The sequence below is a fragment of the Priestia sp. 3CA3 genome (genome assembly GCF_056836725.1).
Map to the genome: position 1 here is coordinate 1 of NZ_JBXENJ010000024.1, position 19,048 is coordinate 19,048.

17 protein-coding genes and 4 tRNA genes are annotated in these 19,048 nt (G+C 33.1%); 7 read left to right on the top strand and 14 right to left on the bottom strand.

Annotation, left to right across the window (positions count from 1 at the left end):
• Positions 1-2,046: tandem-95 repeat protein (locus tag AC1VNJ_RS26135; RefSeq protein WP_482641570.1), on the bottom strand; the 2,046-nt coding region annotated here is incomplete at its 3' end.
• 176 nt (positions 2,047-2,222) lie between these two features.
• A complete protein-coding gene (locus AC1VNJ_RS26140) occupies positions 2,223-3,116 on the bottom strand; it encodes a transcriptional regulator (protein ID WP_482641571.1) in 894 nt (297 codons plus the stop codon).
• 987 nt (positions 3,117-4,103) lie between these two features.
• On the opposite strand from AC1VNJ_RS26140, the gene AC1VNJ_RS26145 reads away from it, so the two are divergent.
• The 5 genes from AC1VNJ_RS26145 (at position 4,104) to AC1VNJ_RS26165 (ending at position 9,498) form a co-directional block, all read left to right on the top strand.
• Positions 4,104-5,492 (top strand): replication initiation protein, encoded by a 1,389-nt coding sequence (locus tag AC1VNJ_RS26145; RefSeq protein ID WP_482641572.1) that lies wholly within the window; start codon positions 4,104-4,106, stop codon positions 5,490-5,492.
• Positions 5,493-5,661: 169 nt separating this feature from the next.
• The gene (locus AC1VNJ_RS26150; RefSeq protein ID WP_228123076.1) at positions 5,662-6,603 is read left to right on the top strand and encodes a tyrosine-type recombinase/integrase; all 942 of its coding nucleotides are present in this window, start codon (positions 5,662-5,664) and stop codon (positions 6,601-6,603) included.
• A gap of 1,035 nt (positions 6,604-7,638) precedes the next feature.
• Positions 7,639-8,214, top strand: coding sequence for a MerR family transcriptional regulator (locus tag AC1VNJ_RS26155; protein ID WP_014462093.1), 576 nt, complete (start codon positions 7,639-7,641; stop codon positions 8,212-8,214).
• A gap of 612 nt (positions 8,215-8,826) precedes the next feature.
• Positions 8,827-9,177 (top strand): sulfotransferase family 2 domain-containing protein, encoded by a 351-nt coding sequence (locus tag AC1VNJ_RS26160; RefSeq protein ID WP_482641573.1) that lies wholly within the window; start codon positions 8,827-8,829, stop codon positions 9,175-9,177.
• 114 nt (positions 9,178-9,291) lie between these two features.
• A complete protein-coding gene (locus tag AC1VNJ_RS26165; RefSeq protein WP_482641574.1) occupies positions 9,292-9,498 on the top strand; it encodes a hypothetical protein in 207 nt (68 codons plus the stop codon).
• Positions 9,499-10,027: 529 nt separating this feature from the next.
• On the opposite strand, the gene AC1VNJ_RS26170 is transcribed toward AC1VNJ_RS26165, so the two are convergent.
• The 4 genes from AC1VNJ_RS26170 to AC1VNJ_RS26185 all read right to left on the bottom strand — a co-directional run bounded on the left by AC1VNJ_RS26170 (position 10,028) and on the right by AC1VNJ_RS26185 (position 11,634).
• The gene (locus AC1VNJ_RS26170; protein WP_098626676.1) at positions 10,028-10,450 is read right to left on the bottom strand and encodes a hypothetical protein; all 423 of its coding nucleotides are present in this window, start codon (positions 10,448-10,450) and stop codon (positions 10,028-10,030) included.
• Positions 10,450-10,707 (bottom strand): hypothetical protein, encoded by a 258-nt coding sequence (locus AC1VNJ_RS26175; RefSeq protein ID WP_482641575.1) that lies wholly within the window; start codon positions 10,705-10,707, stop codon positions 10,450-10,452. Before AC1VNJ_RS26175 ends, AC1VNJ_RS26170 begins: the two co-directional genes overlap by 1 nt.
• Before the next feature lie 277 nt (positions 10,708-10,984).
• Positions 10,985-11,368: a LuxR C-terminal-related transcriptional regulator gene (locus AC1VNJ_RS26180; protein WP_482641576.1), complete on the bottom strand. Its 384-nt coding sequence runs from the start codon at positions 11,366-11,368 to the stop codon at positions 10,985-10,987.
• Between the two features lie 104 nt (positions 11,369-11,472).
• On the bottom strand, positions 11,473-11,634 hold the full coding sequence (locus AC1VNJ_RS26185; RefSeq protein ID WP_176542911.1) for a hypothetical protein: 162 nt from the start codon (positions 11,632-11,634) through the stop codon (positions 11,473-11,475).
• A gap of 171 nt (positions 11,635-11,805) precedes the next feature.
• Here AC1VNJ_RS26185 and AC1VNJ_RS26190 point away from each other — a divergent pair, with 171 nt between their 5' ends.
• Complete coding sequence (locus AC1VNJ_RS26190; RefSeq protein ID WP_482641577.1) at positions 11,806-12,549, top strand: hypothetical protein; 744 nt, start codon at positions 11,806-11,808, stop codon at positions 12,547-12,549.
• A gap of 1,105 nt (positions 12,550-13,654) precedes the next feature.
• Here AC1VNJ_RS26190 and AC1VNJ_RS26195 read toward each other — a convergent pair.
• Positions 13,655-14,314 (bottom strand): DUF1796 family putative cysteine peptidase, encoded by a 660-nt coding sequence (locus tag AC1VNJ_RS26195; RefSeq protein WP_098626681.1) that lies wholly within the window; start codon positions 14,312-14,314, stop codon positions 13,655-13,657.
• Between the two features lie 185 nt (positions 14,315-14,499).
• Positions 14,500-15,234: a hypothetical protein gene (locus tag AC1VNJ_RS26200; RefSeq protein ID WP_328159052.1), complete on the bottom strand. Its 735-nt coding sequence runs from the start codon at positions 15,232-15,234 to the stop codon at positions 14,500-14,502.
• Between the two features lie 187 nt (positions 15,235-15,421).
• On the opposite strand from AC1VNJ_RS26200, the gene AC1VNJ_RS26205 reads away from it, so the two are divergent.
• A complete protein-coding gene (locus tag AC1VNJ_RS26205; RefSeq protein WP_482641578.1) occupies positions 15,422-16,270 on the top strand; it encodes a hypothetical protein in 849 nt (282 codons plus the stop codon).
• Positions 16,271-16,772: 502 nt separating this feature from the next.
• Here AC1VNJ_RS26205 and AC1VNJ_RS26210 read toward each other — a convergent pair.
• From AC1VNJ_RS26210 to AC1VNJ_RS26235, 6 genes are all read right to left on the bottom strand, one after another.
• Positions 16,773-16,970 (bottom strand): IDEAL domain-containing protein, encoded by a 198-nt coding sequence (locus AC1VNJ_RS26210; RefSeq protein ID WP_014462077.1) that lies wholly within the window; start codon positions 16,968-16,970, stop codon positions 16,773-16,775.
• Positions 16,971-17,150: 180 nt separating this feature from the next.
• Positions 17,151-17,762: a recombinase family protein gene (locus tag AC1VNJ_RS26215; protein ID WP_482641579.1), complete on the bottom strand. Its 612-nt coding sequence runs from the start codon at positions 17,760-17,762 to the stop codon at positions 17,151-17,153.
• A gap of 910 nt (positions 17,763-18,672) precedes the next feature.
• A tRNA-Glu gene (locus AC1VNJ_RS26220) sits at positions 18,673-18,744 on the bottom strand.
• A 42-nt stretch (positions 18,745-18,786) separates the two neighbouring features.
• Positions 18,787-18,860 (bottom strand) — tRNA-Ile (locus AC1VNJ_RS26225).
• Positions 18,861-18,872: 12 nt separating this feature from the next.
• Positions 18,873-18,946: transfer RNA gene (locus AC1VNJ_RS26230), tRNA-Gly, on the bottom strand.
• A 14-nt stretch (positions 18,947-18,960) separates the two neighbouring features.
• Positions 18,961-19,036, bottom strand: a tRNA-Asp gene (locus tag AC1VNJ_RS26235).
• Positions 19,037-19,048 lie beyond the last annotated feature (12 nt).

The window sequence follows — 19,048 nt, forward strand, 5'->3', positions numbered from 1 at the left end:
ATTTCCATCCACGTCCGTCCCTACCACTGCTCCTACCACAGGACTGTCTTCTTGCGTACTAAACGTGTAATTTGGCACCGTCGGTGCATCATTCACCGGCGTTACTGTCACTGTTACTGTCGAAACGGCCGTGCCTCCCTGACCATCTGAGACTAACACGGTAAACTGATCGCTTCCGTTGAAATTTAAATTTGGGGTATACGTGTAAGCTCCACTATTAGTTACGGTAACTGTTCCGTTTGTTGGTGGAGATTGTAATTGGAAGGTAAGTAAGTTACCATCTACATCTGTAGCTTGTATCTGACCAACTAAAGGGGTATCTTCATTAGTAATAACTGCATAGTTTTGAGTAACGGGATTATCGTTTACAGGTGTATTTATGATGGTAACTACAGAGGTAGCTGTTCCTCCTTGTCCATCGTCTACAATAACTGTAAATTGATCCGTCCCGTTAAAGTTTAAATTTGGGGTATAGACAAACTGTCCATTAGGATTAACAGTTACTATTCCATTAGTCGGCCTCGTACCAATACGATAAGTTAGAGGATTCCCATCGATATCACTACCAATGACTGTTCCAATTGCTACAGTATCCTCAGGATTTGTAACAGTATAATTGGGAACTGTAGGAGGAGTGTTGATAGCTGTTACGCTATTGACAGGAGAAGCACCTGATCCTGTTAATACATTTCCTGGTGTACTTTCAAATTGGTAATTAACAAAAACTTGATTACCTAGAGAAGAAATTGATGTCAGAGGGCCAACTACTCTAACCTGATATGTCAAAATCCGAGTTTGATTAATATTTAATGTACCAAGCGACAAACCATTTCGGATATCTGCATTTGTTTGAATAACCCCATCTACTTGCAAACTATTAGGGATAAAGGTTGTTGCTGAAGACAATGGATCTGTAGCTATTAGAACATTGGCAGAAGCCGTTCCAGTATTACTTACTTGAACCGTATAAGTAATAATATCTCCTGTTCGAGCAGACGTAACATTAGCAGACTTTGATACATTTAAAACAGGTGCGTTAATATCTACTTGAAGAGCTAAAGTACTAATAACGTAAGTATCTCCACTGGTTGTTCCACGTACGACGGCACTGGTTTGGTTGTTTGATAAACGAGCTGAGACGTCAATATTGGTAATATCCCACCCCTGCCTCGCACCAGATAAGCTACCTCCGGGTGTGCTATTTAAACTTCCAAATTGTCCACTTGTATCTAATACACCACTATCATTATTAATCTGAGAAGCAAAAAAGTTATTTATAGGATTATTTGGTCCCGAAACTGGTTGCAAAGTTGCAGTAGTAGGGCCAAATTGAAGCTGATCACCCACTATAGCTGAATCGCCTTCAATAGCACTTACTAATAATCTACCACTGACTGTTCCTGAAGTAGGCGTACCAAACCCAGTTACAGCTGCAGTCGAACTTCCTGTAGATGAACTTGTTAATTCTGCGCCAACAAAAACAGATAAGTTTCGAGATTTTTGTAAAGGGTCAGCATACACTACGGCCAATGTCCATCCAGCTGCATTGGCATTATTTTCTGTTGTACTTTGTGTTCCTGGAACCCCCAATACTGAATACGTCCCTGCTTGAGAAATCAAATTTGTAACATTTGCACTACGAACATAATAAAAGCTTGAAGTTGTTAAAGTAAAACGTGTAGCTGTGTCTGGCTGTACACTAACTGTTCTGGTCGGCGTAATAAAAGTCACAGCATTATTTAAAGCTGCGCTAACATCTTCTCCACCATAAAGATAGCTTCCACCCCATATTAATTCTGCATAAAGAATTTGAGTAGTGGTAGATGGGAGCCTTAGCACTGCACTAGAAGAGTTTTGCAAATAGTTTGCAGTAGTTCCCGTAGGAAATGACCCATCTACGGAACTTGGGTTTACACTGAAAAAGGTTCCTATCGACCCTGCTGTTCCGGGGGCATTAGCATTGGCTTGCTTATTTAAGCCGAAAGTGTTTCCTGTAAATGTAACAGCCCCATTAGCATTCGTTAAAAACCGATTAACATATGGCATTTACTCACCTCTTATAACAAAATAAATCGTAACAGTATATGTAAAGTACCAATAGAAATGTGTATATAGACCCGTCTTATTTTAGGTACAAGAGATAAATTTTTTGGGATTTTTAAATTGTAACAACACTCATTCTGACTTAAAATATGTATAAATAATATTATTTGTTTTTTAATCTAGGAGTCTAAAAAATTATAAAACAGCTTACTATCCCCGTTTCGCTGAACTTCTTTTCTACGCTCAATAACAAATATTCCTCGAACTGTTCCAAAAAAGTAAGCTGCAAAGTTAGTTTTTATACGATTTCTTTTATAAGCAAAAACCGTCTCTTTAAATGCTTGAACAGGAAGAAAACTTATATCTTCCAACGGCTTTTCTAAACGGCTCGCTTTGTAAGCTAGTCGAACTTTCCCCCATAAATCATAAATATCATCTGCACAAGGAAAAAAAGGTCTCACAGTATCTTTAAAAGTTTTTGGAATAAAAAACGGCACATAATCTGACGAGAGCTTAAAATTAACATCATTACGTATATATTTATTTAAATCTTTGAAAGATAAATTATAGGTAGACTGTTTTTTTGTGTCTTTATTCTTACTCTCCCAAGCGTTCTCAGTATTTTCTGTTTTAACATCTGCTTCAACATTAGACCCTAAGTCAAGCTGTAAATACTTAACCCAGTGATTAAAAAAAGGGTGGTTCACAAATAAGTGCACTGGATTTCCCTTTCCATTGTTACGAGGGCAGCGACGATATACAGTAATAATTTGCCCTTGTTTTCGTAGTTCTTTTAAATGACGATCGATTGTTCCTTTTGACTTTTCGTAGGTTTTACCTAAATATGTACTACCAGGAAAGCAAAATCCTTTTTCCGCAGCAAACCAACAAAGCCGGTCTAAAGATTTTCTAGTTCCTTCGTGGAGACGATAAAATTTTTCTCCATAAAGATTGATAATTTCTTTAAGTAATTTTCGTTTCATTGATTGATGTTGAGAACGGTTTTCTATGAAACTCTGATAATTTTTCATATAATCAAATTCTTCGGTCGTAAGCATACGCGTAGTAGACATTAGTCTATCCTCTCCTTTTCAGGAACAAAAAAAGACATCGCATCCCAGGAAATAGGAAAACGATGTCGGATTTTTTGATAGACTACGCCCTTGAAATAAATCTAATTATCCGATAAAATAAAGGCGTAACTAAATTTATGTATTAGGACTTCGACAGGTGTTTCCCCTAGGTGTTTTAGGGTTAACGGTGTAAGGGTGTTGGCGCACCACTTGCACACGTTGGAGTCTTTTTATATTCCGCACTGTTTTGGTGACTCTATTATACCGTCTATTAATCTTATAATTCAATAAGAATTCATGAACTTCTCATAAAACCTCTGTATTTTAACTATGATTAAAAGTTACTTCGTTTGGATATACTCCTAATATTCTGAAAAACTCCCTACAAATGTATCCTTTTACTTAATTATTAATCTGGAAAATTATAAAATAAAACAACTACTACTCTCTTATGTTGTTTTACTGTTTTATATATTGTTTTATATATTTGTTTTATTGTTTTATTGTTTTAGAGGGCTCATAAACACTGATATTACAACGTTTATAAGCCTAAACTATCACTAATTTTGCGCGAACTATCACTAATTTTGCGCGAACTATCACTAATTTTGCGTGAAACTATCACTAATTTTGCGTGAAACTATCACTAATTTTGCGCGAACTATCACTAATTTTGCGTGAAAAATGCAAATATGGCTTAAGTATCACTAATTTTGCGTGGACAATCTAGATGTGCTTTAAGTATCACTAATTTTGCGTTGAATATGCAGACATGCCTCAACTATCACCAATTTTGCGTGTTAAAATGAAGATTGAGTTTAATAAATCAAGAATGAGTAAGGTTTCTAAAGTTAACAAATCTCATGAAGTATCACTAATTTTGCGTGATATTTAATTTCTAGGGACAGGTTGCTCTTCAACATGCAATTTACACAGTATCACTTTTATGATATTTTAGTGATAGTTTAGAAAAATATGGGGGATTTTATGAAGAAAACCACTGTCGTTCAACCATATGATCTGGAAAGTATAAATATAAAAAATTGGGTAACTAAATCAAACATCCTCATTGAGAGTACATATAAATTGTCTTTACAAGAGCAAAGAATTCTCTTAATCATGGCATCTAAAGTGCAGCCTAATGATGAAACGTTGAAGACCTATAGATTTCGAGCTAAAGACTTTATCGAAATCGTAGGCAATAAAAAAGGAACAGGTTTTTACTCTTACTTAAAAGAAATCGTGAATGGCCTTCAAACAAAAATTCTTACGATAAAAGAAAAAGGCAGACAAAGAAATTACAACTGGGTAATTACGTCTATTTATGAAGAAAACGAAGGATACATAACATTACAATTTCATCCTAGCTTAAAGTATCTGTTTTTAGAGCTTAAGGAAAAATTTACATCGTATCAATTAGAGAATGTAGTGAGACTCAATTCGGTCTATTCCATTCGTATATATGAGTTGCTTAAGCAATATGAGCGTCTGCGAAAAAGGGAACTCACTCTTGAAGAATTACGTCATTTTTTAGCTATTGAACCTACCAAGTATAAACAGTATGGCCATTTTAAAAGCAAAGTATTAGCAGTAGCTCAAAAAGAAATCAATAATAAAACGGATATCCACTTTGAATTCGTGGAAATAAAAACTGGTAGAAAAGTAACGTCCATAGAATTTATTATTACCAGTTCGCCTGCATTGAATGGTTCTAGCTCTACTCAAGAGAAAAAACTAGAATTAAATCAATCCTTCTCGAAATTAGAATACAACACAAACAGCCTTGAGAATGATTTAGCAGGCTTAGGGGTTAAGCCAGAAAAAATAGAGTGGCTTTTATCAGAATTTACACAAGAACACCTAGAAAGAAATATAAGATACACGCAAGATCGTTTGATTACAGGAGATGTGACTCACCCTCATTCCTACGTAGTAAAAGCAATTCAAAAAGATTATGCCCAGGTCTCACAGGAATCAAAACGCATTAACTCTAAAAAGGGTGCAAAAAAAGAATTAGTTCCAGATTTTATAGCCCAAGATAGAGATAAAGAACAAATTCTTAAGGATGCAACTTTAAAAGAGAAGCAAGAATCATTTTTAAAAGAAAATGGAACTCAAATAGAATTTGAAGAAAAGCTCTTGCAGTTTCAAGAATTAAAAAGAATGCTGATTCTAAGTTCAGATCAACCTACCCAAGAAGAAATAAAAAAAGCCCAAGAAGCAGGCTTACAAGAAGTCATTCGAAATATGGAAGAAGATTATAATAAACGTGAAAAATTAGGCTTAGAACCAAGAATTGTTAAGGATTTTAAAAATAAAGAGTTAAAAAAAATGTATAAAAACTTTTTACAAAGTAAAGTTTTAAATAGAAATTAGCTATAGAAAAAAAGACGTGTAAAACCTTGCCTTGCAGAGATGGCTTTTACACGTCTTTTTTTTGCGCTTAGGTAAATTTAATATACATAAAGAAAAAAATCATTTTAGCAAGCTTGTTTAACATTTTTGTTATAATAATAGTATATTAAATTTACCTAAAAGATCGGGTGTGTCTTATTTGAATAACTTTATTTTACTTGGAGATTTCTTATCTCATTTAGTTGAATCTAAAAAAAAGGCTTCTACAATATCAATGTATAAGCATGATCTAAAACAGTTTTTTGAATGGTTAAATGAATCTCATCCCAATATCCCTTCAGAAATTTTGCCAGGAGACAAGAAATATTACGACGAATACTTTACCTATTTAAAAGAAAAAAACTTGTCAGAAGCTAATCTGAGGCGTGTAGCATCACATTTAAATGGCATGTTAAAGTATTATAGCCTCACAGATGATATTGGACTTTTACAAGCAACAACAAAAAAACAACGAGCATTAACTGATACTGATTTTATAACTGAATCGGATGCTTCAATTCTTTTAGATTCAGTTATAAGTCACGAACATTTAAGTGATATTCAATTGCAGATACATAAATATATAGGTCCGCGTAACCATTCCATGTTCATCTTAATGCTTCGTTACGGTCTTACCATTAACGAAGTTGTATCTTTAAATATACAAGACATTAACTTTGCACAGAATACATTAACGGTAAACACAGGCAAATCAAAACGCACGTTAGAGCTTTCTAAACACGATAAGAAAACCATATATGATTACCTATTAACAATCCCTCTGTTATTTAGACCTAAGGATTATACAAATGATCCGTTATTTATTTCTTTTCATCCTCAAAAAATGGTTTATTGGTATGATTACAATTTAAATAAACCTAAAAGGATTAGTATAATCGGTACAAAACGTATGATTGAAAGAGAAGTCAAACGTTCAGGCATACAAGCAATTGTAAGATCTACTCACTTTCGAAACAGTTGTATACTTAACAAAATTCATGATGGATATTCAAACGAACACATTATTTATTACTTTGGATTGTCCAGCCGCCATGCTTTATATCGATTTAAGCGATATCTAAAGACAAAATAAAATATTAAGTTCAACTTATTTTCCACCAAAACATCTTTTATGTAAGTGATTTTTATTTTACAAGTTAAACTTAATTTTATTTTCACCTTAGTTAATTTTAGAAAAAATCATTAAGTTTAACTTTAGTTTAACTTAATGATCCACTTTTTAAAGTTTAACTGTTTTAAAAAGTCGATTGCGATGGAAACAACCTTCTCAAGCATTACAAATTTAGAATTTGGCGGCCATGTCTTGGTTGTATAACAACAAATTTCTTGTAAAATCATCTAGAATTTAATTAGATTTATTATTCTAGGCTAAAATCTAGAAGAAGTTCACTCTAGATTCGTTAAAAACCCTTTATTTTCAATGGTTCATTGTATTTCTAGCTTTTGCTATAAAATTTAAATAACTTAGAAAAAATTAAGATTAATTTTAACTCGAAAAATAATTCTATAAGAATTGTATAAACAAAAAAGAAGTTCCATTAAACCAACGTAATAAATCCAGAAGATATAGGTATATAGGATTTATATTATCTTACACAAAATACTTGAATTAAAGTTAGAGAAAGTACATTCTAGATTCGTCTGAAGCTGTTTTATATCAAGCTTTCTAGGTACTCTAGTTTCTTTGGACTTTAGGAGAGGAAAAGATGTGAATCAGTTGTTAACAAAGATATTTCTTAACAGCTAAAACTCCTTTTTTGCAGACATTGGCTAAAACAAAGTTTTAGTCGAGTAGAGTTAATGTTGATCCTTAAGTTGCTTTTTTTTGAACTTTATATATAATCTACCTACATTTAAAATAAACAGTTTTACTCTTGAAAAGTTTATGATTTCATCTAGAATTGAAAAGGAAGAATAAAAGGCCTAGCGAAAGAAAAAGAAAAATGTACATAAAAAACAGGAATATAAAGTAATTAATAGAATTTTACTAGAAATATAAATCTTGAATAATATCTCGCAAAACCGCATTCTAGAATTGCCATTAACACTGATATATCAACTTCAAAGTATATCTAGATTTTTATACAGAAAGGAGAATCCTAGAAAAATGCATGAAAAAAATAAAGATGAAGTAGTCTATACTTTGAAAGACACAGTAAAGCTAACTGGATTAAGTGTAGATCTTATTCGCTTATATGAAAAAGAATTCAATCTCCAAATTCAACGAACGGAAGGCGGACATAGGCGCTATAACAAACAAAACATCGATTTATTAACTGAAATAAAAAAAAGAATTCAAGAGCAAAACTGGAGCTATAAGATGATAAACCAGTGGCTTCAAGGAGAAATTGTACCGGAGACAGTGGAAGTTCAATCAAACCTTGAAAAAAAAGTACAATCCCTTGAAGAAAAAGTTCAAGAGTTGCTTAATCGCTCTGAAAAAGATGAGCAATTTCAATTAGCGCTTATCCAACGACTAGATGAACAAGGAAGCCTTATAAAGAAACTTACAGAAAAACTAGACCACCAAGACAAATACATTGAAAACAATCTAGAGAAACGCGATGAGAAATTGACTAGTGCCATACGTGAAATTAGTGATACAAAAAAACTTATCGCGGCCGCCCAAGAAAATCTTGATTCAAAACCAAAAGGATTCTGGAGTAAGATTTTTGGGGGTTAATACGTTACTTAAACGATAAAAGCAGCAGGGTTTTTTGTGCATTACAGAAAATCCTGCTGCTTTTATCGTTTATTTTCGATGAATAAATAGTAAATTTTAAGATTTTATGTTTAGTTGCCAGAAGAAATTTATTATTGTTAAACAATTCTATAAGTTCTTGAAGGGGAATTTACAGGTGTGGCAGCTTTTACTAATACAGTTTGTCCATTTGATGGCATCCTATTTTTAAACACGTAAACTCTGGTTTATCCGCCTGGAGTACCACGTCCTCTAGAAGCTTTTCTTAGCACGATACTTCTTTCGTTATTTGAATCAAGTACCCAATGAAAATACCATAGCTGTCGTAGAAACTGCCTATTGGTATCTTGATGGCGTTCATCAAATATACAATGATTGATTTGCTCTGTCCAACATAAATATCGACCACTAGAAATTCTCCATTGTTTATGTGATCGGTATCTAATTCCTACGCAAGATCCACGGTTTATTATTCCTAAAAAGAAATGTGTGTCTTTGTAACATTTTTATTGTAAAAGATACGTAAAATTTATCAATAACCCATTTATAAAACTGATATTCTTATAGGCAATTAGAGGAGAGGTGCAATTTCAAATGGATGAAAAAGTTGTTATCTTTATGCACATTCCTAAAACAGGGGGAACCACACTCAATAATATTTTTAAAAAGTTCTACTCTGAAAATGAAATATACGATCATGTTCCTTTAGAAGAGATGAATAAACAGTTTAGCCAATTAAAAGAAGAAGATAAAAAAAACATAAAAGCTATATCCGGCCATCATTTCTATGGAATACATGAATTTTTTTCTCAACCCTATGTTTATTTTAGTATGATGCGTCATCCGGTTGAGCGTGTCATATCATTATATTATTTTTTGAAATCGTATCCAGGGTATTATGAAGAGAACATGAAACATATGTCTTTTGAAGACTACATTGATTGAGACCCTCAAGGTACAAATGGCCAAACTAAACAAAATTGCGGGGTGAAATCTCATCTAAGCGTAGAGAAAGCGAAAGAAAACTTGCTGGAATTTGAATTAATAGGAATAACAGAAATGTTTAACGAATCGCTTCTGTTACTAAAGAAAAAATTCAAGTGGGGAAATATTAAATATAAGAAGGCGAATGTGACAAAATCTCGCCCTTTGCTCAACGAAGTCCCCATTGATATCATTAAGAAAATAGAAAAGCACAATGAGTTGGATATAGAGCTGTTTCAGTATATAAAATCTAATTTCATCAAACAAATAAATGATTTATAGAAATAAAAATGAAAGCTCTCAATAGAGAGAGCTTTCATTTAATATATAAGAAAAGGTTATCTTATTAAAAAAATGCGGTATCAAATCCCATATATAGTTAGTTCAATTTTTTATGATAAAGGGATTATGTCTCATTTAATTAATATAGCCATGTAAGCTTCATACGCTTTGTATAAGGTTCATATAGATCTTTTAAATAGTCACGTGTTATTTGAATAATTTGAGGGCTCTTATCATCAAGCCTTAGCATTAAATCATAAGCCTTTGTCCTTTCTTTACGTACCAAACGCAGCAAAACTAACAAATCATACGTATGAAAGCATGAAAGTTCATTAAAAGGCTTCTCAACGTCCTCTAAGACCACAAATTCTTTTAGTTTGGGTCTTTTTATATTTAAAGTAGCCCCACAAAAAGAGCAGCTTTCTTCTAATCCTTCTGTCCCGCAATAACTACATATCAAGCTATATTCACCTCATTTACTAAAAGTAAAAGTAGGCTTAAGCCTACCTAACTAGCCTTAAAGGCTGTTTTAGCTTTTAGGGTTTTCCTTATCTAGCCGTTTTTGTCTTTGATTCACAATACGTTCACTTACAACCTTTTTTGCAAGTTTAGTTTCTTCTAACTCTTGAAGATCCGTTGTCATAATTCCCCGATAGCCATGGTGAAAATACAATCCATTCATGAATTCGATGAGAATTTGTGTGTTTTTATCGGCACTATTGGTTCCTAATCTAATTTTTTTAAGTTCGCTTTTTAATGCATCATTGAGATTTTCACTAACGGTTTCCGTAATGTAGTCTAACGACCATTCTTTCTTTTTTTCTTCTCGATACTTTTTACAGATATCCATAATTGCTTCTCCTGGGAAACGAAGTTTATGTTCAGCCATATAATCTTGGATGTATTGATCCGTTTCTTTATCAAGTGTAATCATACGTCGTTGTGTTTCCATTACTCCTCTACATCTCCCATCAGTTCATAGATAATATCGTTCATCTTTTCAATTGATATCGCACATTGTTTCATCATTTCGATGTTCTGATGAACGATTGCTTCTAATCTTTTTTCTCTTTCTACTTGTTCATCAAAAAAAGCTAATACTTCAAATTGTTCTTTCAAGAATTGTTGACGGGACATCCCATTTTCTTTCGCAAGTGCATCAACTTTTTGCATAGCAACCCGATCAATATTTCGTAAAAAGATATCCATGAAATCATTCCTTTTCTATCAAATTGCAAAATTTCCAGTACGAGTAGAGAAGAGCATAAGGGGTTTTTGATATCACATGGCTCTGATATGCTGGGCAAAGCCCAGCAAAACAACGTTTTCACCTCAAAAAAAGTGGTACCACGAAAACTTCCAGTCTGTCGACCTGCTGTTGACCTAAAGAGTAAAAAAAGCACCTAATGTTGACCTAGTGTCGACATCAAATCTTACACCTTTTTGCAAATGTTGACCTACTGTGCACTCAACGTCCCCTCAACTTTTATGAAGTTTTAACGAGTTTTTGAAAGATTTCTTGATGATAATTCGTGAAGTTTTGAGAAGAAGTCTGGGTAGTTTTTTTATAAAAATCGATTGCTTCTTTCATCGAAGAAACGTTTAATTTTTGTAGAATGCTGCGTCTCTGATTCTTAATTGTGCTCTCTTCTTTGAACAAAATATCTTGCATCTCTGTGATGGAATGGCCATCAAGCGCAAGAACAAAAACGCCTTGTTCTGATACGGTAAGTTGCTTCAAAAAAAGCTTTTCTTTAAGCATCTGACATTCTTCTTCAACACGTTTAAGACGATCTACTTCTTGTACTAAATCAGAAGCTACACTCAAGATATTCTCGATACCTATTAACAATTTTTCGGTTTGATCCATGATAAGACCCTCCTATTTTTTGAGGGCACCCCATGTTATAATGAAAGTCCATACTGAGTTTTACATGGGGTGCTTCCTTTGCAGAGGAAGTGCCCTTTCTTTGTTTACTTTTCTTTTCTTACTTTCTTCACATGCTCTTCTAATAAAGCCTTTACATACTTCGTAATACTTGTATCATTTTCTACAGCTAAAAAACGTAACTCCTTGTGTAACTCTTCTGGAATATCACATGTAAGTCTTCGATTACCTTCTTTAACTCTGCTCATATGCTCTCCCTTTCAAGCAACGTATTTAAGTTGCAACGTTGCTTTTTGTTGATTTTAAAGGATATAATTTCCAAAGTCAATAAAATAATCGTGCTATCATTGGACAAGCATACAAGCAAATTATTAGCAATTACATAACTTGTACTAATTATATAAAAGGAAGTGCATTCATTGAAAAAATCAAGAAAGAGAAAATATAGATATAACTATAGTTACTCAGTCCAATCGCAGAGTGATCATTCGGTTAATGTTTATGGTATCTTTACTCTCGGTTCTGCACCCAGTGATAGTAATGGCCGGCAAAATAGATTTAATCGAGACATTGCCTCAGCTAATCAAATATGGAATAGTGGAGGTGAATGTAATATAAACTTTATTTCACAACCTATAATCGAAGTAAATACAGTAATAGATGCGACCAATTTAAGTACTAATGAAGCATTTAGAGGATCTGTTGAGAATCTCATCAATCAAGTTAAACAAATGAATGGGAATCAACCTGGCATATACGTTGTTTACACAAGTGGCAATGATTTTGCATCTCCTTCAGGTAGTAGTCGACCTATAGGTGTTGGTGGAGTAATAATTGAGAATTTTAGAGTTGAAAACGGTGTACCTCAATTTACACTCTTTGGATCCATTGCATTGAGTAACAGAGCTTTGAGTGCTCCTTTTGCATTTGCACATGAAGCAGGACATGCTTTATTTACTCAGCTTAATAACCAACCTGTTAATAATGTATTCATGTTTGAATCTATAGATCCTACGGGTCCTTTTATTGATTCTGCAGGAAATATTGATACAGCCCACAGTAACCTTAGAGGTAATCTCATGGCTCCTATACTTCCTAACAGTACTCCAACTATTAATCCGTTACAGTGTCAAAAAGCTAGCACGAGTAGAATATTTCAATAATCTTAATAGGAATTTAAGATCGTTATTGTTAAAGAGTAGAGATTTTCAAGTGGTTTTCTTGAAAATCTTACTAGTACCTTGTATAGACACTAGCATATATTGAATTAAATAAAGTTCATTTGTTTCAAGATACTTGTCATATAACATAATAAGTATACAAACATTATTTTTATTAGAGAATATATTATATAGAAAAACCAACAAAAAAGTGAATTTCTCAACGTTTAAAGGTATGAATGCTTTACTTGTTGCTAATGCTGAGGACCTTGTAAGTCCCTCAGCATTCAGAGCCACTAATCCTAATATACTACTATTCCTATTTCTCAAACTGATACTTTTGTAAAAGTTACATTTCCAAATGAACAATTTGATACAGGTAATAATGAATATAATGCAGCTACTTCAACATTTATACCTGAGTTTAATGGTGTATACGCGTTTAATGCATCAATCTTCTTTCAGCCAGATAATCCAAATATTGATTATGAAGTAGAATTATTTTTTTTAGTAAATGGTTTATTATTAGATGCTGAGGTTGAGTTTCTTGGGGCATCTAGTCGTTTTGATGGTGTCATAGAGATCAATGACATACTTCAATTAAATGCTGGAGATAGAGTAGAAGTTTTAGTTGTTAGTACTACTCCAGGTAGAATTAGAGCAAACAACAGAATATACTTTGCTGGAGCTAGATTCCCCTCTACAAAACAATAATTTAATTTTATAATTATACCCATAGTTAACATAATCAATTTTTCCGGAAGACATCAAAAAAAAGAAACCTCTTGGGAGAAGGGTTCTAGATGAGGCCTTGTTTCTTCTTTATGCAGCTTTTTATACATCCTTGATTTATCAACGTTAAACGTATAAATCAAAAGCAGGGAGATGAATAAAAAGCGCACCTTTTATTCATATGCTCATACATAAAAACACAGTATTTATTGTAATATTATTTTTTTATGTTACATTATGTAAAAATAACATTATTATTTACTTGCTGTGTTATTCATTCTTCGACGAGTGTGAATCATAAAAAAGCAACCTCTCTCCAATGCCAATAGGTATGAGGTTGCTTCTCTTATTTTGAAACTCTTCTTATGCTTTCATTTTATTGTTTTCTAGAACTTAATGTTATACCTTCTAAAACATAATTCCATGTTTCCAGGTCATTAGGGAGTCTCGGTACTTTGACTGCACATACTTTATCAATTCCCCAATTAATTTCACTTACACCCTTGAATCCTTCTTCAGGGCATAGAATAAGAATATTAAAATTACCTTTAACAATCTGTTCTAAAATTGCTTGTAATTCTAAAGATTGCTCATAGGTAGCAGCCCATCTAATAAATAAAACAGATTCAGAAGTTGTGATTTTTTCTATAAAACGATTAATTCGATTTGTAAGTTTTTCTTTATAGGAGGTGTATGTGGCACTCCAATGTTGATGTGGAATGATTGGGAAATCGTGGACTGAAATAATATTATAATGAGTATCCTCTATTAAATAAGATTGCACCCCTTCAATTAAGACCCCATCATCGGCAAATGCAAACGCTCCATCAGTTAGTTGCATGTTTTCCAGTTCCATAAAATTGTTGAATTTATTTTTCAGTAACCTATTAACATCAGAAAGTGATAGAGATACACTCCAGTCTAGTGGTCCAGAGAATGTCCTTAAATTTAAGCGTTTTAATTCCATTGCAGGATTACAAGCACTGCCTAAGCTAACAATTACATCGTATGATCCCTTAATTTCTTTTAGGTTCAATAGAATTCTCCTTTTTTATGACCTACTATATTAAATAATGAATTGTACTAGTTGTAAAAAATATTAAATGCAAAAGTAAATTTACAGGTGAAAAAATTCCTTTTTAAACATTCTTTAAGTGCTAATAGTTTGTTTTATAATCTTTCGTTTTGTATATATGATGCACTACTTTTAAACTAGTTAATTTAATTAAAAAATTTATAGAATAAACTATCGGGTACATTGGGCTTTTTAGGTTGATAACTTCTCATAATGCACATTGGACATTCAGAAATAAAATAATTTGTAACTTTAGGGTCGTCGTAACCGCCCCTATGGAGCCAAGCATGAAACATAGAGCCTATAAGCAGGCCGGCAGTTACATTCGGTTGTTGGAGTTGATATACATTAACAATCATAGATAACGGAATTTGAGTCTTAGTGACTGTTGGTGGTAATTGTATGGTTATAGGAGAAGGGGTGTATACCCAATCTATCCTAGCTCTTTGGGATCGGCGAAACCCATTGTCTTTAATGACTTCTGTCAATTGTTCCATAGCTAAATCTGTGGCCTGTTTTCCGTCTGTAACATTAACACCAAAATAACGTAAAGGCTGTAAGTTTTTCACCGCATATGTGTTCGTGCAATCAGCCAATTGTGATACACCATTATTAAATCCATTGTTCCATTTTTGTGTCAGATGCAACGACCAGTTAAATAATACACCTTTAATAGTGTCTTGAATTTTTTGTACCTGGTCTGGAGTAAACTGCTTGGAAATATCAAAAAAAATAGTTGGTGGTAAGTCAGAGATGCCTTGGGGGATAGGGACTGCAAAAGCTATTTCTCTATAAATTTGTAGTGGAAGGTATTGTAAGAACTCTTTATCTTGATTTTTTTGAATAGATTTCTCTAAATTTTGTTTACTATTCGTTAGCAATGTTATGTTCCCCTTTTTAAAAAGGTATTTATATTAACAGAATATGCTACCAATCAAAAAGAGTTTGGACATGCTTAAAAAGAAAATATTTATTATTTTACTTCTCTTAAATAAAGAAGCATTTTTATCATCGTACAAGCATTCCTTGATCTAATGAATACTATATCAAGAACAATAGACAGAAAGGGTGGTAAAAATAATTAAGAACGATAAAGATAAAAGAGAAAATGACTGCGTTCAAAATCAACCAGGACTCGCACTAGCTACTACAGTTAATTTAGCAGTTGTAGGTGATAGTCATGTAGGTTTTTTAAACAGTCAAAGTATGTTTAATACCCTTTTGCAAAGAGTAGTGAACAATGGTAACAAACGATATATTATATTTGGTGGAGATGATGTACACGCTTTAGGTGCTTCTTCAATACAAGTAGCTGAAACATATTACCAACAGTTCACTAATATTTTAAATAGTGTTTTAGGATCAATTCCCTTCAGATCTTCTATAGGAAACTGGGAGGCTACTAACAGAAATAACAGTAGATCTTTATTTCGACAGTACATCAATCGTTATTTAACTGGCTATAGAGTTATTCCTGGAACACAAGGGTTGGTGCGTCATGTTTGGTTAGATAATGGTCGAGGCGGTGTATTTAGCCAGGATAGCTTAAACTTGCTAAGTAACTTAGATCCTAACTATTATTACATTATTGATTTTCATTGGCCTTTGAGAGTTCCAGGTATAACTACAGAAATACATGGTGATCATGTTATGACTCAAATGCAGACAAACATGTTTTTTAATGCTATACCCTCTAACGTAAGGAACAAAATTTTAGCGATTTTCACTCATCATGCACATAAATTTTTTGCTAACTCAGTTACAATCAATCCTAACTTTCCTAATACATCATTTTTTGTAACTGGATGTTCAGGGGACTATGCATGTATATCCAGCGAGAGAGGATACTATGAATTAAATTTAACAGTCCAAAATAATATAGCTACTTTGCAAACCATAAAAGCTCGCATTCAATAGCTTGAGGAATAAAGAAGACTACATTAAGAGTAGGTAGGGTAACCTTAGGCAACTTTGCATTTATTATTTCATTTGTATAAGTTTACTTTTTATAACATAGTATCTCCTTCCTCTCACAACTTACTATTTCTTAGTACGTACAATCGTGTTACATTAAAAGATAAAACTATTCCTTTGATCTTTAAGGAAGATAGTTTTATCTTCTTTTTACAATATGTCTCCATCAATCCGGAAAAGGAGGATTTTATGAGTAACATTATTAACTTTAATAAGTTTCAAAGACATAAAATAATGAAGAAATTTCTTCGTTGCGCTTTAGTAACAGGAGCAATTATGATCTGCTACATGCTTGCTTATTTACTAATCTTAATAGAAATACATTTTCCTGCTCATTATCCCCATTTATATTGAAGCTAAACCATAATAATTGTGTTCTTAACCTCTTATGAAAGATACTCAGTCTGGTTTGTTTATATAATGAATTCCTATTTCTAATTATTTACTAAGATACAAATTTTAGTTCATCCGTTAAACGCAAAAAAGCTTCTTTGTCTTTATTCTTTAAGGACTGATCAATTTCTTCAAGAATTTTACCTCTTTTGAATTGTTTCGTTACTTGACTTAAAAACAATTCAGCTAATATTTCATCAGATATATTTTTTTCAATTTGACTCATTTCGTTGGATATATTATTTTCCATAAACGATTAACCCCTTTATCATTTCTCTTTTAAAAATAGTGTTTCCTTTTTTCATTGTTTTAATACGAGGTTAATAGATAAATTAGTATATAGAAGAATGTGGAATGAAAGATAACTTGACACAAAGAATAATATTTATTTCAAAACTCTAAAGGTAAAACATAAATTAGCTTAAATAGTTTACATACTCATTTCATCCTCATGTTGTTTTACTAATTTATAAAACGTTGTCTTTTTTACATTCGCTTCCTTCATTGCCTGTACGGCTGTAATTTCATTTCGTTTCCAACGGTTATAAGCCTCAATAAAATCTTGGCTAACTTGGGCTTTAGGACGGCCAAAAGATATACCACTCTTCAGCGCAGCATTAATTCCTTCTCGCTGGCGTTTACGAATACGATCTCGTTCTTCTTGCGCCATCCAGGACAAAATTTGAAGAACCAAATCTGCAATAAAGGTTCCCAAACTATCCTTATACTGAGTCGTATCAAGCAGAGGCATATCCAAGACAACAATGTCTGCCTCAATTTCTTTCGTAATAGCATTCCACTCTTGTAAAATTTCTTCTTTGTTACGACCAAAACGATCTAGTGAATGAATATAAAGAATATCGCCTTTACGAATCATTCGTTTTAGTAATTGGTACTGTTCTCGATTGAAATTTTTTCCACTTTGTTTATCGATGAAAATATCTCGAGGAGAAATGCCCACTTCTTCCATGGACTGAAGTTGTCGTCCTTCATTTTGATCTCGGCTGCTTACACGGATGTATCCAAATTTTCTATTTTCCATTTTTATACTCCCTTTTGTGTCTATCTCCTTTTTATTCTACCAAAAACATTCGTAAAAGTGTATGAGATAAAGAGAACGTTCGTAATTAATTTTCCCACTTAAACGAACGATAAAAATAGTAGATTTCTTATATAAAAGGAAAGTTCGTAAAAGTATACTTTTACGAACTTTCCTTTTATATATTTATTAAATGTATAGAAGTATTTCCTTAGTGTTTTAAACATTAGCCAAATAACTATGTCATGAACAATACATAGGAAATTGATATTATATTCCCTATTAAATTAATGTTATAAGAAGAAAGGTCTAAATTTATGCAGAGATTATTTAATTACAGCATTTATTAATAAAAAACATTAAATTATATGTCTTTAACGTGCAGAGAAACGCTCTGTAAGGAATTTAACTTTTGTTTTACACACAATGGGGGATTAGATACAACTTTTCAGCAATTAAGAAAAGAGATTAGCACAACTTTTATAAAGGCATTTATATTAAGGAGAATATTTTATTTAAGGTTTTAAGTTATTAATACATAAAATGGTGGAGATCTTTAAACATTGTTTCTCGTTACAGAAGAGTCCATTCGGTTAAGGTCTATGAAAGTTGACCGTTTTTTGGTCATCACCTGTTTGTTCGAATCATCCTCTAAAGACCCAGTACCATCACATTGTACTATTGAGCAGATTCAAAGAACGCTTTTTCCGTTACGTCTCCTTCAACATCAGCAGCTTCTGCTGATCCAGAAGAACCTCCTAAATTCGGTAGAGCTAATGGAGGCGCTAACTAAAAATAACTAAACCTACGGCAGAAGCTACCACAGCTTATTTCGCTTTTCTTATTCAATCTCCTCCTAATTTTATTTAATAGGAATAAAAAAGCAGTTTGCAAATGCAAACTGCTTTTTTGATGACCCGTACGGGATTCGAACCCGTGTTACCGCCGTGAAAGGGCGGTGTCTTAACCGCTTGACCAACGGGCCAGTATCAATTTATAAGTTAAATTCAATTACTATAAAACATGATGGGCCTAAGTGGACTCGAACCACCGACCTCACGCTTATCAGGCGTGCGCTCTAACCAGCTGAGCTATAGGCCCTTTACTTGGATTTGGAGCGGGTGATGAGAATCGAACTCACGACATCAGCTTGGAAGGCTGAGGTTTTACCACTAAACTACACCCGCATATTTTCTTAAGATGGCGGTCCCGACGGGATTCGAACCCGCGATCTCCTGCGTGACAGGCAGGCATGTTAACCGCTACACCACGGGACCAAAATAGAAAAT

What these genes read in the sequence shown, in the direction of transcription:
- AC1VNJ_RS26140 (WP_482641571.1), bottom strand. Translation starts at nt 3,116, where the DNA reads ATGTCTACTACGCGTATGCTTACGACCGAAGAATTTGATTATATGAAA.
- AC1VNJ_RS26145 (WP_482641572.1), top strand. Translation starts at nt 4,104, where the DNA reads ATGAAGAAAACCACTGTCGTTCAACCATATGATCTGGAAAGTATAAAT.
- AC1VNJ_RS26155 (WP_014462093.1), top strand. Translation starts at nt 7,639, where the DNA reads ATGCATGAAAAAAATAAAGATGAAGTAGTCTATACTTTGAAAGACACA.
- AC1VNJ_RS26160 (WP_482641573.1), top strand. Translation starts at nt 8,827, where the DNA reads ATGGATGAAAAAGTTGTTATCTTTATGCACATTCCTAAAACAGGGGGA.
- AC1VNJ_RS26165 (WP_482641574.1), top strand. Translation starts at nt 9,292, where the DNA reads ATGTTTAACGAATCGCTTCTGTTACTAAAGAAAAAATTCAAGTGGGGA.
- AC1VNJ_RS26170 (WP_098626676.1), bottom strand. Translation starts at nt 10,450, where the DNA reads ATGGAAACACAACGACGTATGATTACACTTGATAAAGAAACGGATCAA.
- AC1VNJ_RS26175 (WP_482641575.1), bottom strand. Translation starts at nt 10,707, where the DNA reads ATGGATATCTTTTTACGAAATATTGATCGGGTTGCTATGCAAAAAGTT.
- AC1VNJ_RS26180 (WP_482641576.1), bottom strand. Translation starts at nt 11,368, where the DNA reads ATGGATCAAACCGAAAAATTGTTAATAGGTATCGAGAATATCTTGAGT.
- AC1VNJ_RS26185 (WP_176542911.1), bottom strand. Translation starts at nt 11,634, where the DNA reads ATGAGCAGAGTTAAAGAAGGTAATCGAAGACTTACATGTGATATTCCA.
- AC1VNJ_RS26210 (WP_014462077.1), bottom strand. Translation starts at nt 16,970, where the DNA reads ATGGAAAATAATATATCCAACGAAATGAGTCAAATTGAAAAAAATATA.
- AC1VNJ_RS26215 (WP_482641579.1), bottom strand. Translation starts at nt 17,762, where the DNA reads ATGGAAAATAGAAAATTTGGATACATCCGTGTAAGCAGCCGAGATCAA.